Origin of the sequence: Kibdelosporangium banguiense (assembly GCF_017876405.1) — a bacterium.
GTDB lineage: Bacteria > Actinomycetota > Actinomycetes > Mycobacteriales > Pseudonocardiaceae > Kibdelosporangium > Kibdelosporangium banguiense.
Window position 1 is genome coordinate 8,518,567 of the sequence record NZ_JAGINW010000001.1, and the last position, 18,267, is coordinate 8,536,833.

Here is an 18,267-nt window from a genome sequence, read left to right on the forward strand (position 1 = left end):
TCCGGGTATTTATGTTAACGCTAACATTGACGGCGGTGACTCTGACCAGCGGTCCTGCATCAGTCGCCGCGACGACGGACTACACCATCACGGTCGATTCGACCGGTCGCGGCGCCACCATCGACCGGAGCATGTACGGGGTTTTCTTCGAGGACATCAACCGGGCCGCGGACGGCGGGTTGTACGCCGAGCTCGTGCAGAACCGGTCGTTCGAGTACGACCCCGCCGACAACGCCGCGTACACGTCGCTGACCTCGTGGGCGCCGACGTCCACCGGGGGAGCGGGCAGCGTGCAGGTCGTCGACGACGACGGGCGCCTCAACGAACGCAACCGCCGCTATCTGCGGCTGGACCTGCGAGGCGGCAACGGTGGATATGGCGTGGCCAACGCGGGCTACAACTCCGGGATCCGTGTCGAGAACGGCAAACGGTACGACTTCTCGGTCTGGGCGCGCACCGATCGGGCCGAGGGCACTCCGGTCACGGTCGAGCTGACCGACCCGGCTGGGCAGCCGCTCGCGGATGCGTTGCGGTTGCAGGTGAAGGGCGACCGGTGGGCGAAGTACACCGGCACGATCCGCAGCCGTGCGACCAGTTCGCTGGGCCGGCTGGCGGTCACCGGCGGCGGTACCGGGACGCTGCGGCTGGACATGGTGTCGCTGTTCCCGAAGGACACCTTCCGCAATCGCCCGAACGGCATGCGGGTGGACCTGGCGGACAAGATCGCCGCGCTGAAGCCCGGTTTCCTGCGGTTCCCCGGCGGGTGCCTGGTCAACACCGGCAGCCACTACGGCTACGACGCGCCGAATTTCGAGCGTAAGCGGTCGTATCAGTGGAAGGACACGATCGGGCCGGTCGAGCAGCGGGCCACGAACGCGAACTTCTGGGGCTACAACCAGTCCTACGGCATCGGGTACTACGAATATTTCCAGTTCTCCGAGGACATCGGCGCGATGCCGTTGCCGGTGGTGCCCGCGCTGGTGACCGGCTGCGGGCAGAACCGGGCCACTGAGGATCCCGCGCTGCTGCAGCGTCACATCCAGGACACTTTGGACCTGATCGAGTTCGCCAACGGCCCGGCCACCTCCACGTGGGGCCGTAAGCGTGCCGAGATGGGTCACCCGGCGCCGTTCAACCTGACGCACATCGGTGTGGGCAACGAGGAGAACCTGCCGGACGCGTTCTTCTCCCGGTTCACCCAGTTCCGGGCGGCGATCGAGGCGAAGTACCCGAAGATCACCGTGATCGGCAACTCCGGCCCGGACGACACGGGCGCGACGTTCGACCGGCTGTGGGAACTCAACCGCGGGGCGAAGGTCGGCATGGTCGACGAGCACTACTACAACAGTCCACAGTGGTTCCTGCAGAACAACCAGCGGTACGACTCCTATGACCGCAACGGGCCCAAGGTGTTCCTCGGCGAGTACGCCTCTTTGGACAACCGGTGGGGCAACGCCCTGGCCGAGGCCGCCTACATGACGGGCCTGGAGCGCAACGCTGACGTGGTCAAGCTCGCCTCCTACGCGCCGCTGCTGGCCAACACCGACTATGTGCAGTGGCGTCCGGACATGATCTGGTTCAACAACCAGGCTTCCTGGGGATCGACCAGCTATGAGACCCAGAAGCTGTTCATGACCAACGTCGGCGAGCACGTCGTGCCGAGCAAGGCCTCGGCCACGCCGGGCACGGTCGCCCCGATCTCCGGCGCGATTGGACTGTCCACGTGGGCCACGAGTGCGTCCTATGACGACGTGAAGGTCACCGCCGCGGACGGCAGCACGTTGTTCGCCGATGACTTCTCGGGCAACGACGCCAAGTGGGCCAAGGTGGCCGGGCGTGGTTCGTGGTCCATTGTGAACGGTGCGTATGTCCAGTCCGACCAGGGCGCGGAGAACACGTTGGTCACCGCGGGCGATTCGGCGTGGCAGAACTACGACCTGAACGTCAGGGCGACCAAGCTCGCCGGGCGGGAAGGGTTCCTGGTCGCCTTCGGGGTCAAGGACACCGGCAACTACTACTGGTGGAACCTCGGTGGCTGGAACAACACCATCTCGGCGGTGGAGAAGTCCGAGGGTGGTGCCAAGCAGACCCTGGTGCAGAACAACACCAAGATCGACACCGGTCGTCAGTACGACCTGAAGGTCGAGGTCCGCGGCCGTCAGGTCACGCTGCTGCTGGACGGGCAGAAGTGGGGCAGCTTCACCGATGACAAGATCGCTGAGCCGTTCCGGCAGGTCGTCACCCGGGACACCCGCACCGGGGAGCTCGTGGTGAAGGTCGTCAACGCCCAGGACTCCGAGGCCCGCACGAGGGTCGATCTGGGCAACAAGGTCCGGGTAGGGGCGGTCGCGCGGGCGACCACGCTGCAGGGGCGGCCCGACGACGTGAACACCGCGTACACACAGCCGATCCAGCCACGCGAGTCGCGGGTGTTCGGTGTGGCGGGCACGTTCACCTACACCTTCCCCGCGAACTCGGTGACGTTCCTGCGGATCCAGGCCAGGTAGAGGAGCAGACATGGCGACATTCGACCGGCGTAACCTGCTGCGCGCGGGCGGTGGGCTGGTGGCCGCCGCGACGGTGACCACCGCGTCCGCGGCGGCGGTCGCGCAGGCCGCTCCCGGCCCGGCGCAGCTGACCACGCGTAACCCGCTCGTCGAGCAGCGGGCGGATCCGTTCATCACCCGGCCGGTCAACGGCATGTACTACATGACCGGGTCGGTTCCGGAGTACGACCGCATTGTCGTGCGGGGCGCGTCCACGATCGACGGGCTGTCCACGGCGCGGGAGCGCACGATCTGGCGGCGTCCCGCGTCGGGCAAGATGGGCGGGCACATCTGGGCGCCGGAGCTGCACCGGATCGACGGCAAGTGGTACGTGTACTTCGCGGCCGGGGATTCCGACAACGTGTTCGGGATCCGGACCTACATCCTGGAGTCCTCAGCGGAGGATCCGCGGGCGGACTCGTGGGTGCTACGTGGCCAGATGATCACCAAGTGGGACACGTTCACGCTGGACTCGACCACGTTCGAGCACCGCGGGAAGCGGTATTTCGCGTGGGCGCAGGGTGAGCCGGGGATCGCGACCAACAGCAACCTCTACATCGCCGAGATGGCGTCGCCGCTGGCGATCAAGGGTGACCCGGTGCGGCTGGCGGTGCCGACGTTGCCGTGGGAGATCCAGGGTTTCAAGGTCAACGAGGGCCCGGCGGTGATCATCCGTAACGGCCGGGTGTTCATGACGTACTCGGCCAGCGCGACCGACGCGCGGTACTGCATGGGTCTGCTGACCGCGGACGAGCGTTCCGATCTGCTGGACGCGCGGTCGTGGACGAAGTCCCCGCAGCCGATCTTCACCACCAACGACGCCACCCGTCAGTACGGGCCGGGGCACAACTCGTTCACCGTGGCCGAGGACGGCAAGACCGATGTGCTGGTCTATCACGCGCGGGACTACCGGGACATCACCGGTGATCCGCTGTACGACCCGAACCGGCATACCCGGGTGCAGCGGCTGTACTGGAATGAGGACGGGACACCGAGTTTCGGTGTGCCGGTGGGCAAAGGCGGGCCCGCTGTGCGGTTCTCGCCGTTGGATGCGCCGAACCTGTATGTCCGGCACTACGAGTACCGGTTGCGGGTGGACGGGGATGTGCGGGAGCTGGCCGATTCGCAGTTCCGGCTCGTGGCGGGTTTCCGGGAGCCGGGGCGGGTGGCGTTGCAGTCGGTGAACTTCCCCGACCGGTATGTCCGGGTGGTGGATCCGATGACTGTGCGGGTCGATCCGTATGACGAGAGCGATGCCTACGGGCGGGCGGCGAGTTTCGTGCAGGTGCCGGGGCTTGCCGACGGCGGGGCGGTGTCGTTCCGGCTGGCCACGGATTCGGGTACCTACCTGGGGCATGACAACGGCCGGTTTGTGGCCGTGCGGCCGGGCGGGTCGTACCGTGACCGTCAGCGCGTCACGTTCAGGACCAGCTGATGCTGGGCCGGCGTGGCTTTCTCATGGCTACTGCTGTTGTCCCGTTCGCTGCTACCGGTACTGCGGTGTCGGTAGCAGCGGCGCCTGCGGCCGCTGGGGATCTGCGGCCGTTCGCGTTGCGGGATGTCGTGCTGGGCAAGGGGATCTTCGCGGACAAGCGGGCCCTGATGCTGGACTACGCCCGGGGTTACGACGTCAACCGGTTGCTGCAGGTCTTCCGGGCCAATGCCGGTCTGCCCACGCTCGGCGCGGTCGCGCCGGGTGGCTGGGAAGGCCTGGACGGTGAGGCGAACGGCAACCTCCGCGGGCACTACACCGGGCATTTCCTGTCCATGCTGTCGCAGGCCTATGGCAGCACGGGGGAGGCGGTGTACGCCGAGAAGATCAGCACGATGCTGGGTGCGCTGGTGGAATGCCGGGCCGCGCTGAACAAGGACCCCGTGCTGCTGGGTGTGCCCGGCCGGTTCGCCACCGCGGTGGAGCAGCCCCGGGGCAGCTACCAGTACCTCGATCTGCCGGCCGGTGTGGTCGGCGGCAGTGCCACGATCACGTTGTCGGCGTGGGTCAGGCCCTCGCACGCGTCCAACTGGGCGCGGATCTTCGACTTCGGCAACGACACGACCCGGTATCTCTACCTGGCCGCGCGCAATGGCAACGGTGTTCCCCGGTTCGCGATCACCACCAACGGGCCCGGCGCCGAGCAGGGCATCAACGGCCGTGCGCCGCTTGCGCTCGGCCAGTGGAGCCACATCGCCGTGACCATCACCGGCACGACCGGGACGATGTACGTCAACGGCGAACCGGTCGGCACGAACACCGCGATGACGCTCAACCCGGCCGCGCTGGGGCAGTTGCGTAACAACTGGGTGGGGCGGTCGAACTATCCGGCCGATCCGGTCTTCGCCGGTGCCCTCGAGGAGATCAACATCTGGTCGCGTGCGTTGAGCGCGGGCCAGATCACCGAACTGCAGTCGCAGGCCGCGGCCGCGACCAGCGCCGGGCGGGGTGATCTCGCGTCCGGGCCGCAGGGCATGACACTGCGCCGTACGTGGGGCGGTCCCAGCCATCCGGGTTTCCTCGCGGCGTACCCGGAGACGCAGTTCATCACGCTGGAGACGATGACCCGCCCGGACTACACGGTCGTGTGGGCGCCCTACTACACCGCGCACAAAATCCTCAAAGGACTGCTGGACGCCTACCTCAACACCGGCGACCCGCGGGCGCTGGATCTGGCGCGGGGGATGGGCGACTGGATGTACTCGCGGCTGCGGCGGCTGGCTCCCGAAGTCCTGCAACGGATGTGGGGACTGTTCTCCAGTGGCGAGTACGGCGGCCTGGCCGAGGCCGTGACCGATTTGTACGAGATCACCGGCAATGCCGACCATCTCTCGCTGGCCAGGCTGTTCGACCTGGACTCGTTGATCACCGCCTGCGCGGACAACCGGGACGTGCTCGACGGGCTGCACGCCAACCAGCACATCCCGATCTTCACCGGCCTGGTCCGGCGCTACGACACCACCGGCGAGCAGCGGTACCTCACCGCGGCGCGCAACTTCTGGGACATGGTCGTGCCGCACCGGATGTACAGCATCGGCGGGACGAGCGACCGCGAGTTCTGGCGGGCGCGGGATGTCATCGCCGGCAGCCTGACCGACGTCAACGCCGAGACGTGCTGCGCACACAACATGCTCAAGCTGAGCCGGTCGCTGTTCGCCCACGAGCAGGACCCGAAGTACATGGACTACTACGAACGGACGCTGTTCAACCAGATCCTGGGGTCCAAACAGGACCAACCGGACGCCGAGTACCCGTTGGTGACCTACTTCATCGGGCTGGCGCCCGGTTCGGTGCGTGACTACACCCCGAAGCAGGGCACCACGTGCTGTGAGGGCACCGGGATGGAGAGCGCGACGAAGTACCAGGACACGATCTACCACCAGACGGCCGACGGATCGGGTCTGTACGTCAACCTCTACAGTCCGTCCACAGTGCAATGGCGGGGAGTGACGATCGCTCAGGCGACAGCGTTCCCGTTCGAGCAGAAATCGACGTTACGGATCACCGGCAGTGCCCGGTTCGACTTGTATCTGCGGATTCCCGGCTGGGCGCGGGGAGCCGGTGTGACTGTCAACGACCAGCCGATACCCCGCGTTACGCCGGGTACGTACGTGAAGATCTCCCGGTGGTGGCGCACCGGTGACACTGTCCGCATTGGATTTCCGTTCACGCTGCGTGCCGAGCGAGCGCTTGATCAGCCCGACGTGCAGAGCCTGATGTACGGGCCGGTCCACCTCGTGGCCTGCGACCCGCGCACGAGCCTGATCCCGCTGGGGCTGTACGGCAACGCTTCCCTTTCAGGGGACCTGATCGGGAGTGTGCAGCCGGTTGCGGGAAAGCCGTTGCACTACACAGTGGACGGTGTCGAACTGGCGCCGTTCTTCGAGGCGACCGCGGACGCGTTCCACTCGTATTTCCGTCGGGTGGAGTCACGCGTTGTGTTCGGCGGGCTCGATTCGGGCGTGGCGAACGTGCCCGGATTTCTCGACGATGTATGGGCCGCTGCACCATTTGCGTCGAAAGGAGTTTTCGTGCAACATGTGGATACGGTCGCAGCGCGCTACTTCACGGGTACTGACCGCGAACGGATAGCAGGCACAGCACGAAAAGCGCGAATGTCCAAGTAGGAATCCCCCGCGCGCATGTGGTGTTGCCCACTCGAATATCTGAACCGTCGTTGAGCCCAAGCCAGGTTACGTACGTATCACGGGATAAGAGCTCAGAGAAAAGAGAGCTCAGAGACCCGAACGAGGTGAATGGCCCATGGCGCGAAACACCGGGCAACACCGCATCACGCGCAGAACGAAAATCGCCACCGGTGCGATCGGACTGGCCCTCGCGGTCGGCGGCATCGTCGTGGTCACCACGGCCGGCGACCCCGCGTCGGCCCGGGCCGACGGAGCGGACAAGTCACTGTTCGTCGACATCACCACTGTCCGGCCCAACGTGAAACCGCCGCGCCAGCAGGGCAACGCCTCACGTGGAACCTTCACAGTGGACTGTGGCCGCAACGAGAACGGCCACTTCAACCCGGACAACTTCATCGCGCAGCCCGGCGTGCGCAACGGAGCCCAGCACCTGCACGACTACGTCGGCAACCTGACCACCAACGCCGACTCGACCAACGAGAGCCTGGCCAAGGGCGGGACCACCTGTAAGAACGGCGACAAGTCGGCGTACTTCTGGCCGGTGATCCGCATCGACCGCGAGGACAACAAGCCCAACCCGCCGGCCAAGGACCAGAAGCAGCAGCGCAAGCAGCAGCAGAACCAGGACAAGGCCGCCGGTCAGGCCCCGCAGGTCAACTGCCCGGACGTGGCCAGCCAGCTGCCCGACGTGCCCGACCAGGCCGAAGCCGAGATCCAGCGCAACCTGGAACTGCTCGACACCCAGATCGACGAGGCCAACAAGCGCCTGATCACCTCGCAAGGTGAAGGTGGCCCGAACTTCATCCAGAACGCGATCCTCGGACCGCTCAAGGACAAGCGTGTGGCCACCATCGACCGGATGGCCATCGCCATCGGCCGCAACGCACCGAAGCCACAAGGCCTCGAGCGCCTAGCCCCCTGCGCCCTCAAGCAAGGCGGCAACAACAACGGCGGTGGCGGCAACAACGGCGGTGGCGGTCAGCTGCCCGACGAGAACGACAACAACGAACTGCCGGGCAACGACGGAGAGATCCAGCGGCCGGAGAAGGCCGAGCTGACCTTCCGCGGCAGCCCCGCCGGCAAGGTCGTGGCCATGCCGAAGTTCCTGCGCATCCTCTACGGCGACGCCAAGGTCGGCACCAACGGGCCGAAGAACGCCCGCGACTCGTGGACCTGTACCGGTTTCGAAGACCGGGTGCTGATCAACAAGTACCCGATCTGCCCGCAGGGAAGCAAAGTCAAGCGCATCCACGACTTCCCCAGCTGCTGGGACGGCAAGAACATCGACTCCAAGAACCACCGCGACCACATCGTCTACCCCGAGCAGAACGGCCAGTGCCGCAACGGCTTCAAGGCAGTGCCGCAGCTGCGCGTCGCGCTGACCTACAACATCCCCCGCGACGTCCAGGTCAACGGCCAGTACAAGGTGGACTCATTCCCCGAGGAGAAGCACAACCCGTTCTCCGACCACGACGACTTCGCCAACGTGATGTCCCAGAACATCATGAACCGCCTGGTCAACTGTGTGAACAAGAACAAGACCTGCCGGGAGTGACGGCCAGGTGACCGACCGGCTCCTCGTGGGCACCCATGGCGGGTGGTGCTCGCGAGGAGCCGTCCCCGGCGGATCCGGCCGGGTGGTAATTGTTGCAGACCCGCTCCGGTGAAGTGACCGGAAATATGGTTCACGGGTGCAGGGAAATGCCACGGCGGGGCATTTCCCTGCACCCGTTTCTCCCTTTTCGGCGCCGGCCCGGAAAGGGCCTGAGCCGCCCAACGGATCATGCTGGGATAGTGGCATGGTGCGCGTCGGCATCCTCGGTCCACTGGTGCTGGACACAGCGACCGGTCCGGTGGCGGTCCGGGGAGCGCGGCTGCGGGCATTGCTGGCCCGGCTGGTGCTGACCCCCGGGCGCGCCGTCCGGCCGGAGAGCCTGGCCGAGGCGCTGTGGGACGACGCGGCACCTGCCCGCAATCTGCATGCGCTGCAATCGCTGGTAACTCGGCCTGCCCGAGCACGCGATGGAGAACGAGGTCCACGTCGCCCTGCGGCGCGCCCAGGCCGGGGACGCGGACGGCGGGCGACGGCACCTGACCGACCTGCTCGCCCAGGCCGAGCGGGCCGGGTCGGTGGAGTCCCCCGCGCCCAGGTCTGTTTGGCTCTCGCGCGACTGGAACGCCAAGCCGGACGGCCGGCACAGGCCCGCGCGCATGCCCTGACCGGCTTGGCCGACCCGCCACCCGGCGATGTCACGGACCGAGGCCACAGACCTTGCCCGGCAGCCACTTGTCCACCGAGTCGGTCAGGGCGAGTTCGCCCGAGGCGACCAGTTGCAGCACGAGCGTGGCCATCATGGTCTTGGTGCTGGACGCCACCCGATACTCGTCTCCCGGCCGGATCACGTGGTCCGGCCTGGTCCACGCGGCCTGCTCGGCGATCTCGATCGGCCGGCCGCGACCGTCGTCGACCCGCACGATCACGCCGGGTGCCCCGGCGTCCACCAGCTTGCGCGTCAGCTCCTGCAGCTGAGCGCGTTGGATATCGGTGCCGCTCGCGGCCGCGGGCACCGCTGCGGCCAAGGCCAGGCTGACCGCCAGCGCCGACACCGCGGCCCGGCTCGGCCTGAAAACACGTTGGGACATAGAGGTTTTCCTCCAGCTGACAGGTGACACTGATGCCACGGATGACGTGGACAACGCCACCCTGCAACCCGCCGCTCGCAAACCTCACACAGCACGCCAACAGTCAGATACCCGCAGCTCACCCCGCCTGGAGAATGGCCACTGGGGACGGTCAGCCGGCACTGGCATCGCCGTCGGCGGTGGCCGCCGGAGCGGCCACCGCCTCGGGCGTCGTGGACGCGGCCACGACGACTGCGGGCCGGGAGATGGCACCTGCTTGTATCCTGCCCCACCGACGGCGGGCCGGACAAGCTGGTGAAATCACTGGCAGCAAAGCGATCTTGACCAGTCGAGTCCACAGCGGACAGTCGTATCCCGGTGCGCCGGGCAGGGACGGCGACCGAGACGGAAAGCGCTTTCCGCACTGACGGTAGGACGCCGCGCTCCCGGTGTCAACGGGCTGTCCATTTTCGCGCGGCCCGGCTACCCTACGCCTGGGAGCGCTCCCAGAATCTGGCGACCGTTTCTCGAACGGAGGCATCTCTCAATGCGGAGAGCTCTTTCCGGCATGCTCGCGGCAGCCCTGCTCGCAGGCCTGATCAGCGCGGCGCAGCCGGCTACCGCCCAAGCGCCCTACTCCTGGACCAACGCCGAGATCGCGGGCGGCGGATTCGTGCCCGGCATCGTGTTCAACCAGACCGAGCGCAACCTGATCTACGCACGCACCGACATCGGCGGCGCCTACCGCTGGAACCAGGCAAACGGCCGGTGGATCCCCCTGCTGGACCACGTCGGCCGCGACAACTGGGGCCTCAACGGCGTCGCCAGCCTGGCCACCGACCCCGTCGACCCCAACCGGGTCTACGTCGCCGCCGGGATGTACACCAACAGCTGGGACCCCAACAACGGCGCCATCCTGAGATCCAGCGACCGCGGCGGCACCTGGCAGTCCACCGCGCTGCCGTTCAAACTCGGCGGCAACATGCCCGGCCGCGGCATGGGAGAGCGGCTGGCCATCGACCCCAACCGCAACAGCACCCTGTACCTGGCCGCGCCCAGCGGCAACGGCCTGTGGCGCAGCACGGACTCCGGCGTCACCTGGGGCAAGGTCACCTCGTTCCCCAACCCCGGCAACTACGCCCAGGACCCCAACGACCCCAACGGTTATCTCAACGACAACCAGGGCGTGCTCTGGGTGACCTTCGACCCGCGCACCGGCTCACGCGGCAACACCACCCAGACCATCTACGTCGGCGTCGCCGACAAACAGAACAACATCTACCGCTCCACCAACGGCGGCGCCAGCTGGGAACGCGTCGCCGGGCAGCCCACCGGATTCCTGCCGCACAAAGGCGTCCTCGACCACGTCAACGGCGTGCTCTACATCGCGACCAGCGACACTGGCGGTCCGTACGACGGAAGCAAAGGCGACGTCTGGAAGCTGGCCACCGCCACCGGCGTGTGGACCCGCATCAGCCCCATCCCGTCCACCAGCTCCGACGACTACTTCGGCTACAGCGGCCTGACCGTCGACCGCACCAGGCCCGGCACGATCATGGTCGCCACCCAGGTGTCCTGGTGGCCCGACATCATCCTGTTCCGCAGCACCGACGGCGGCACCACCTGGACGCGCATCTGGGACTGGACCAGCTACCCCAACCGGTCCACGCGCTACACCCAGGACATCTCGGCCGTGCCGTGGCTGACCTTCGCCACCAACCCGCAACCGCCCGAGGTGACCCCGAAACTGGGCTGGATGACCGAGGCGATGGAGATCGACCCGTTCGACTCCAACCGGATGATGTACGGCACCGGCGCCACCATCTACGGCACCACCAACCTCACCGCCTGGGACACCGGCGGCAAGATCACCATCAGGCCCATGGTCGGCGGCCTGGAGGAGACCGCGGTGCTCGACCTGGCCAGCCCGCCGACTGGCGCGCCCCTGCTCAGCGCCCTGGGCGACATCGGCGGATTCCGCCACGACCGGCTCGACGCGGTGCCCGCCAGGATGTTCACCCAGCCCACCTTCGTCAGCACCACCAGCCTGGACTACGCCGAACGCAACCCCGGCAACATCGTGCGTGTCGGCAACCTCGACAAGTCCGCGCGCCCCAACGACAACCGCGTCGCCTTCTCCACCGACGGCGGCGCCAACTGGTGGCAGGGCACCGAACCCGGCGGTGTCACCGGCGGCGGGACGGTCGCCGCGGCCGCGGACGCCAGCCGGTTCGTCTGGAGCCCGCAGGGCACCGGCGTGCACTACTCGGTCGGATACGGCAACTCCTGGACCGCCGCCAACGGCATCCCGGCCGGGGCCAAAGTGGAATCCGACCGCGTGAACCCCCAGAAGTTCTACGGCTTCTCCGGCGGCCGGTTCTACGTCAGCACCAACGGCGGCGCCGCCTTCACCGCGAGCCCCGCCGGCGGCCTGCCCGCCACCGCCAACTTCAAAGCCGTGGCCGGACGGGAAGGCGACATCTGGCTCGCGGGCGGCGCAGGCCTGTGGCACTCCACCGACTCCGGAGCCACATTCACCAAACTGGCGGCCGTGCAGGAATCCGACAACATCGGCTTCGGCAAACCCGCCACCGGAAAGACCTACCCGGCCCTGTACGCCATCGCCCGGATCGGCAACGTCCGCGGCGTGTTCCGCTCCGACGACACCGGCGCCACCTGGACCCGGATCAACGACGACAAACACCAGTACGGCAACATCGGCGACGCCATCACCGGCGACCCCCGCGTATACGGCCGCGTCTACCTCGGCACCAACGGCCGCGGCATCATCATCGGCCAGTAGCACGAGGCTGCGCTGTGTTGCCCCCAAAGTGGCGTTCGGAGCATCCAGTGCTCCCAACGCCACTTTGGGGGCATACCAAAAGGTCAGGTGCGCACAGGCATCTTTCCCGCCGAAATGTTATCGCTAACATCCAACGAGGTGTCTCGACGGTAGGGGCGCCGCTCACCACGGGGCAAGGTTGCCAGGCGTCCGGGGGAGTGTGTTTGCGCCGCTCAGCGGGGGTTTCGACAAGGTCACACCGATGGTCGGTGACAGCGAGGTCTCGGTCCGCTACTGTGTCGTGACTCGACCGTTACGAATATGCTTCTTGACCGACCCGATGTTATCGCTAACACTACGTCTCGTCACGATGTGGTGCAGCGAACGGGAGGTTGTCGCATATGACCGGTGGCAGCCTTTCCGGGCGGCACGCCAGCCTGACTGACGTGGCCGAACTCGCCGGCGTCTCGCACATGACGGTCTCCCGGGTGATCAACGGCACCGGTCCCGTCCGGGCCGAGACACGCGCCCGGGTACTGGCCGCGGTGCAGAAACTGGACTACCGGCCCAACTCGGCCGCCCGTGCGCTGGTGACCGGCAAAACCGGCATCCTCGGCGTGATCGCCCTGGACTCCACGCTCTACGGGCCCGCCAGCACGCTGTACGGCATCGAGAACGCCGCCCGCGAGGCCGGCTACTCGGTCACCATCACCAGTGTCAGCGCACCCAATCGCACGGCCATCGCCGACGCGATCGAAACACTGCGCCGCCAGGCGGTCGAGGGCATCGTGGTGATCGCGCCACACGCCGCGGCCGGCAAGGCACTGGCATGTGCCCCCCAGGACATGCCCCTGGTCGCGGTCGGCGGCGGCGAGCACGCGCCGATCCCGGTGATCGCGGTCGACCAGTACGACGGTGCCCGGCGGGTCACCGAACACCTGCTCGCTCTCGGCCACCGCACGGTGTGGCACGTGGCCGGTCCGACCGACTGGCTGGAGGCCCAGGACCGGGAACGGGCCTGGCGGGAGACCCTCAAACGGCACGGCGCCAAGGCCCCGCGCGTGGTGCGGGGCGACTGGAGCTCGCGCTCGGGCTACGAGGCGGGCCGGTCACTGGCCGCGGAGAAGGACCTGACCGCGGTGTTCGTGGCCAACGACCAGATGGCACTGGGCCTGCTGCGCGCGTTCAGCGAAGCCGGCCTGATCGTGCCGAAGGACGTGCACGTCGCCGGATTCGACGACGTACCGGAGGCGGCGTACTTCTCGCCGCCGCTGACCACCGTGCGCCAGGACTTCATCGAAGTCGGCAGACGCACATTCCGTCAGCTCGCCGAACGGATCGCCGGTCGCCCGCCACAAGTGCGTGACCTGGTCCAGGCCGAGCTGATCGTCCGGGAGAGTACCGGGCCCCGATAGCCCAGCGTGCGCATTTTCCCGAGCCCGTCCCTTGCAAATGTTAGCGCTAACAGTGAAGTTGGAGCCGCCATGTTAACGAGGAAGCTGGCCGCCGCAGCGGCCGGGATCATCAGCTTCGCGCTGCTGACCGCGTGCGGTAACGCCGGCACGCCGGCGGGCGGCGGGGGTGCCAGCGGGACCAACAGCGGCAGCAGCGGTCCCATCACACTGGGCTTCGCCCAGGTCGGCGCCGAAAGCGGCTGGCGTACCGCCAACACCAAGTCGATCCAGGAGTCGGCCAAGACCGCGGGCATCGAGTTGAAGTTCTCCGACGCGCAGCAGAAGCAGGAGAACCAGATCAAGGCCATCCGCTCGTTCATCCAGCAGAAGGTCAAGGTCATCGCCTTCTCGCCGGTGGTCGAGTCCGGCTGGGACACCGTGCTCAAGGAGGCCAAGACGGCCAACATCCCGGTCGTGCTCACCGACCGCGCGATCGACTCGCCGGACACCTCGCTCTACAAGACCTTCCTGGGCTCCGACTTCGTCAAGGAAGGCAAGAAGGCCGGCGACTGGCTGGTCAAGGAGACCGCCTCGGCCACCGGTGACGTCAACATCGTCGAGCTGCAGGGCACCACGGGCTCCGCGCCGGCCAACGACCGCAAGAAGGGCTTCGCCGACGCGATCGCCGCGCAGCCGAAGCTCAAGATCGTCGCCTCGCAGACCGGCGAGTTCACCCGTGCCAAGGGCAAAGAGGTGATGGAGGCGTTCCTGAAGTCCCAGCCCAAGATCGACGTGCTCTTCGCGCACAACGACGACATGGGCCTTGGCGCGATCGAGGCCATCGAGGCCGCCGGCAAGAAGCCCGGTGTGGACATCAAGATCGTGACCATCGACGCGGTCAAGGACGGCATGCAGGCCCTGTCCGACGGCAAGATCAACTACATCGTCGAGTGCAACCCGCTGCTCGGCCCGCAACTGATGGACCTGGTCAAGAAGGTCTCGGCCGGTGAGTCGGTGCCGCAGCGCATCGAGACCGAGGAGACCGAGTTCGACCAGGCCAAGGCCAAGGCCGCGCTGCCGCAGCGGCAGTACTGACACCGACTCCCAGGGGGTCCCGCGTCGCAAAGGACCCGGGACCCCCTGGGCCCCAGCCGCTGTCAGCTTCACACTTGAACCCAGCCCTTTCCCAGTCGTGCAGGGAGTGCCCATGCCAGCCGAGATCCTGCGGATGACCGGCATCCGCAAGGAGTTCCCCGGTGTCCTCGCGCTCGACGGCGTCGACCTGCGGTTGTTCCCCGGCGAGGTGCACGCCCTGATGGGCGAGAACGGCGCCGGCAAGTCCACCCTGATCAAAGTGCTGACCGGGGTGTACGGGGTGGACGCCGGTCAGATCGAGCTGGCCGGGTCCCCGGTCGCCTTCACCGGCCCGGCCGCCGCCCAGCGCGGCGGGGTGAGCACGGTCTACCAGGAGGTGAACCTGTGCCCGAACCTCTCCATCGCCGAGAACATCCTGCTGGGCCGGGAACCACGCCGGTTGGGCCGGATTCGATGGGCACAGACCCGGCGCCGCGCCGAGGAACTGCTGGCCCGGCTGGACCTGCGGCTGGACGTCTCGGCGCAGTTGTCCACCCAGTCCATCGCGGTCCAGCAGCTGGTCGCGATCGCCCGGGCGCTGGACGTGGACGCCCGCGTGCTCATCCTCGACGAACCGACCTCCAGCCTGGACTCCGGTGAGGTCGAGCAGCTGCTGGCGGTCATGCGGTCGCTGCGGTCGCAGGGCATGGCGATCCTGTTCGTGTCGCACTTCATCGACCAGGTCTTCGCCATCTCCGACCGGATGACCGTGCTGCGCAACGGAAAACTCGTCGGCGAGTTCGAGACCAGGGAGATCACCCAGGTCGAGCTGGTGCGCAAGATGATCGGCAAGGAACTGGAAGTCCTCGACAGCCTGGTCGACCACGACCGCCCCAAGGCCGAAGTGCTCGTGCAGGCCGGGGAACTGGCCCGCAAGGGCAGCATCGAGCCCTTCTCACTGGAGATCAAACGCGGTGAGGTGGTCGGGCTGGCCGGTCTGCTCGGGTCCGGGCGTACCGAGCTGGCCCGGTTGCTGTTCGGCGCCGACCACGCCGACGAGGGAGAGATCCGCATCGACGGCAAGCCCGTCGCCCTGCGCACCCCCCGCGCCGCGATGACGCATGCGATCGCGTTCAGCTCGGAGAACCGCAAGACCGAAGGACTGATCGCGGACCTCACCGTGCGCGAGAACATCATCCTGGCCCTGCAGGCCGCGCGTGGCTGGACCAAACCGCTGTCACGGCGCCGGCAGGACGAGATCGTCGAACGCAACATCAAGGCACTCGACATCCGGCCGGCCAACCCGGAAGCGCTGGTACGCAACCTTTCCGGCGGCAACCAGCAGAAGGTCCTGCTGGCCCGCTGGCTGATCACCGAACCGAAGCTGCTCATCCTCGACGAGCCGACCCGCGGCATCGACATCGGCGCCAAGACCGAGATCCAGAAGCTGGTGTCGGAGCTGGCCGCCGAGGGCATGGCGGTGCTGTTCGTCTCCTCGGAACTGGAAGAGGTCCTGCGGTTGAGCGACCGCGTCGCGGTACTCAAAGACCGGCGCGTGGTCGCGCAGCTGCGCAACGACTCACTGACGCCCGACGACATCATGGCCACCATTGCCGACGGAGGGCGGGAATGATCAAGCACAGGCTGTTCTGGCCGACAGCGTCGTTGCTCGCGCTGCTGCTGGGCAACTTCATCGCCAACCCCGGATTCTTCGCCATCGAACTGCGCGACGGCCACCTCTACGGCAGCCTGATCGACATCCTGCGCAACGGCGCGCCGCTGATCCTGATCGCACTGGGCATGACCCTGGTGATCGCGACCGGCGGCATCGACCTGTCGGTCGGGTCGGTGGCCGCCATCAGCGCGGCGATCGCGTGCCTGCAGATCAGCAAACTGGGCGACCAGAACAGCATCAGCGGCATGCTCGGCGCGATGGGCATCGCCCTGGCACTGAGCCTGGTCCTGGGTGCGTGGAACGGGCTGCTGGTCGCGGTGTTCGGCATTCAGCCGATCGTGGCCACCCTGATCCTGATGGTCTCCGGCCGCGGCCTGGCCCAGCTGATCACCGAGGGCCAGATCATCACGATCAACTCCGACCCGTACAAGGCGATCGGCGCCGGTTTCGTGGTGGCGCTGCCGCTGGCGATCCTGATCGCGCTGACGGTGTTCGTGCTGATCTCGCTGGTGGTGCGCAAGTCCGCGCTCGGCCTGCTGCTGGAATCGGTCGGCGGCAACCCGGAGGCCAGCAGGCTCGCCGGTGTGCAGTCCCGGCGGCTGATCTGGCTGACCTACCTGCTGTGCGGGCTGTTCGCGGGCCTGGCCGGGCTGATGCTCAGCTCGAACGTCTCCAGCGCGGACGGCAACGCACTGGGACTCTGGATGGAACTGGACGCCATCCTGGCCGTGGTGATCGGCGGGACGATGCTGACCGGCGGCCGGTTCTCCTTCGGCGGCACGCTGATCGGTGCCCTGCTGATCCAGACCCTGACCACCACCGTCTACCGGCTGGGCATCCCGCCGGAGACCACCCTGCTGTTCAAGGCGGTCGTCGTGATGGCGGTGTGCCTGGCGCAGTCGCCGGCGTTCCGGCGCAAGGTGCTCGGCCGCCGCAAGCCGAAACCGCCCGCCCAGGCCTCGCAGACGCAGACGAAGGTGGAGATCCCGGCATGACCACCCTGGCAGATCTGGGCAAGATCACCGCGGCCCGCCGCAAGTACGTGCCGATCCTGGCCACCGCGGTCCTGCTGATCGGCATGTACGTCTTCGGCGCCACCCAGTACGAGGCGTTCGGCGACGGCCAGGTCGTACTGAACATCCTGATCGACAACGCGTTCCTGCTCGTGGTCGCGGTCGGCATGACCTTCGTGATCCTCACCGGCGGCATCGACCTGTCGGTCGGTGCCGTGGTCGCACTGTCCACACTGGTCTCCGCGACCCTGATGGAGAAACAGGGCTGGCCCGGGCCCGCGGTGATCGCGCTGGTGCTCGTGATGGGCGCGCTGCTGGGCATGGGCATGGGCGCGGTCATCCACTTCTTCGAGCTGCAGCCGTTCATCGTGACCCTCGCGGGCATGTTCCTGGCTCGCGGCCTGTCCTACACGATCAGCACCGACTCGATCTCCATCACCAACGGGTTCTTCACCACCATGGCCCAGACCCCGGTCATGCTGCCCGGTGAGCTGCGGGTGTCGATCAGCGTCGTGATCGCCCTGGTCATCGTGGCCATCGCGGCCTACGTGCTGCACTACACGCGCACCGGCCGTACGGTCTATGCGATCGGCGGCAGCGAGCAGTCGGCGATGCTGATGGGTCTTCCGGTGGCACGCACCAAGATCGCGGTGTACACGATCAGCGGCCTGTGCTCGGCGCTCGGCGGCGTGCTGCTGGCGTTCTACACCTTGTCGGGCAACGCTTTGCACGCCGTGGGCATGGAACTGGACGCCATCGCCGCGGTCGTCATCGGTGGCACGATCCTCACCGGCGGCGCGGGCTACCTGTTCGGCACCGTGCTCGGCGTGCTCGTGCTGGGCATCATCCAGACCCTGATCACCTTCGACGGCACGCTCAGCTCATGGTGGACCAAAATCGTGATCGGCGCGCTGTTGTTCGTGTTCATCGTCCTGCAACGACTGGTCGCCCGCCGGGCCCAGTGAAACCGCCAGCCCGCCGGAGCAGGTGCGGCGGGCCGACATTGTTAGCGCTAACTGAC

12 protein-coding genes are annotated in these 18,267 nt (G+C 67.3%); 11 read left to right on the forward strand and 1 reads right to left on the reverse strand.

The genetic code is table 11. The features are described from left to right. The first annotated feature begins 35 nt into the window (after positions 1-35). The 5 genes from JOF56_RS38665 to JOF56_RS38685 all read left to right on the forward strand — a co-directional run bounded on the left by JOF56_RS38665 (position 36) and on the right by JOF56_RS38685 (position 8,906). On the forward strand, positions 36-2,507 hold the full coding sequence (locus JOF56_RS38665) for an alpha-L-arabinofuranosidase family protein (RefSeq protein ID WP_307855451.1): 2,472 nt from the start codon (positions 36-38) through the stop codon (positions 2,505-2,507). 10 nt (positions 2,508-2,517) lie between these two features. Further along, entirely contained in the window at positions 2,518-3,981 is a 1,464-nt protein-coding gene (locus JOF56_RS38670) for a family 43 glycosylhydrolase (protein WP_209644367.1), read from the forward strand. Between the two features lie 65 nt (positions 3,982-4,046). Next, on the forward strand, positions 4,047-6,665 hold the full coding sequence (locus JOF56_RS38675; RefSeq protein WP_209644368.1) for a beta-L-arabinofuranosidase domain-containing protein: 2,619 nt from the start codon (positions 4,047-4,049) through the stop codon (positions 6,663-6,665). Positions 6,666-6,801: 136 nt separating this feature from the next. Then, positions 6,802-8,241, forward strand: coding sequence for a DUF1996 domain-containing protein (locus JOF56_RS38680; RefSeq protein ID WP_209644369.1), 1,440 nt, complete (start codon positions 6,802-6,804; stop codon positions 8,239-8,241). A 467-nt stretch (positions 8,242-8,708) separates the two neighbouring features. Beyond that, positions 8,709-8,906, forward strand: a complete 198-nt coding sequence (locus JOF56_RS38685) for a hypothetical protein (RefSeq protein ID WP_209644370.1) — start codon at positions 8,709-8,711, stop codon at positions 8,904-8,906. Between the two features lie 30 nt (positions 8,907-8,936). Here the strand turns inward: JOF56_RS38685 and JOF56_RS38690 are convergent, their stop codons facing one another. Then, positions 8,937-9,329, reverse strand: a complete 393-nt coding sequence (locus tag JOF56_RS38690; RefSeq protein ID WP_209644371.1) for a serine hydrolase — start codon at positions 9,327-9,329, stop codon at positions 8,937-8,939. Positions 9,330-9,855: 526 nt separating this feature from the next. Here JOF56_RS38690 and JOF56_RS38695 point away from each other — a divergent pair. The 6 genes from JOF56_RS38695 (at position 9,856) to yjfF (ending at position 18,211) form a co-directional block, all read left to right on the forward strand. After that, positions 9,856-12,111, forward strand: a complete 2,256-nt coding sequence (locus JOF56_RS38695; RefSeq protein WP_209644372.1) for a xyloglucanase — start codon at positions 9,856-9,858, stop codon at positions 12,109-12,111. A gap of 380 nt (positions 12,112-12,491) precedes the next feature. Then, positions 12,492-13,505: a LacI family DNA-binding transcriptional regulator gene (locus JOF56_RS38700; RefSeq protein ID WP_209644373.1), complete on the forward strand. Its 1,014-nt coding sequence runs from the start codon at positions 12,492-12,494 to the stop codon at positions 13,503-13,505. Positions 13,506-13,574: 69 nt separating this feature from the next. Next, positions 13,575-14,579, forward strand: a complete 1,005-nt coding sequence (locus JOF56_RS38705) for an ABC transporter substrate-binding protein (RefSeq protein ID WP_209644374.1) — start codon at positions 13,575-13,577, stop codon at positions 14,577-14,579. 112 nt (positions 14,580-14,691) lie between these two features. Next, the gene (locus tag JOF56_RS38710; protein ID WP_245378553.1) at positions 14,692-16,191 is read left to right on the forward strand and encodes a sugar ABC transporter ATP-binding protein; all 1,500 of its coding nucleotides are present in this window, start codon (positions 14,692-14,694) and stop codon (positions 16,189-16,191) included. Next, positions 16,188-17,228, forward strand: a complete 1,041-nt coding sequence (locus JOF56_RS38715; protein ID WP_209644375.1) for an ABC transporter permease — start codon at positions 16,188-16,190, stop codon at positions 17,226-17,228. The genes JOF56_RS38710 and JOF56_RS38715 overlap by 4 nt, the downstream gene beginning before the upstream one ends. Next, the gene (gene yjfF, locus JOF56_RS38720) at positions 17,225-18,211 is read left to right on the forward strand and encodes a galactofuranose ABC transporter, permease protein YjfF (protein ID WP_209644376.1); all 987 of its coding nucleotides are present in this window, start codon (positions 17,225-17,227) and stop codon (positions 18,209-18,211) included. Before JOF56_RS38715 ends, yjfF begins: the two co-directional genes overlap by 4 nt. Positions 18,212-18,267: the final 56 nt, after the last annotated feature.